Genomic DNA, 618 nt, shown 5'->3' with positions numbered 1-618 from the left:
TCCTCATCGTAATACTGCCCAGGAAAACGCAGCGCGACTTCCGTCACATTCCCATCACCATCCGGGTCTTGATTGGCATCACCTACCCCAAAGGCATCACTCTGCCAATTCCACACCTCGGTTTGATTTTGATTCGTCGCAATGCGCGGCGTATTTAAATGATCTGCATGTAGATAAAGAATTTCAGTTGCAGTGGTATTGCCATTCATATCAACATCATCAGTAATTTGCGCCAGCGGTAAATTATCTAACCACACATAATGAATAAACCGTGTCGTTGTGCCGGTAGCATTTTTTATTGTTGTACTAATGAGTTGCCCTGCAGGATCGTAATGATAAATTTCAAAGTGATCGATCTGACCACTGCTGTCGTAATCGGTTTTTTTTGCGCGTTGGCCGAGGGCATTGAATCGGTAACTCGCTCTGAGTTGACTATTAATGTACACATCTTCATAGCGCTCGTTATCGCCATAACGGTATTCAATGTTGTCGCTATTGCTTGTTGCATGGGTCGTGTTACCGGTCTGATCTTGGGTGACTGGGCTACCATTGACATCGATTAAACGATTACTGTCACTGGCATACGTCAGTGTTTGTATTTCAGTCGCGGTAGTTTTT

At 44.3% G+C, this 618-nt stretch carries 1 protein-coding gene; it reads right to left on the bottom strand.

Going from position 1 to position 618, the window contains the following annotated elements; genetic code table 11:
* Positions 1–618 (bottom strand): hypothetical protein (locus tag ACYUCY_RS18320; protein ID WP_460227985.1); only part of this gene is annotated, 618 nt, incomplete at both ends.

The organism is Aurantivibrio infirmus (assembly GCF_054767315.1).
This window is presented reverse-complemented; position numbering and strand designations above follow the sequence as displayed.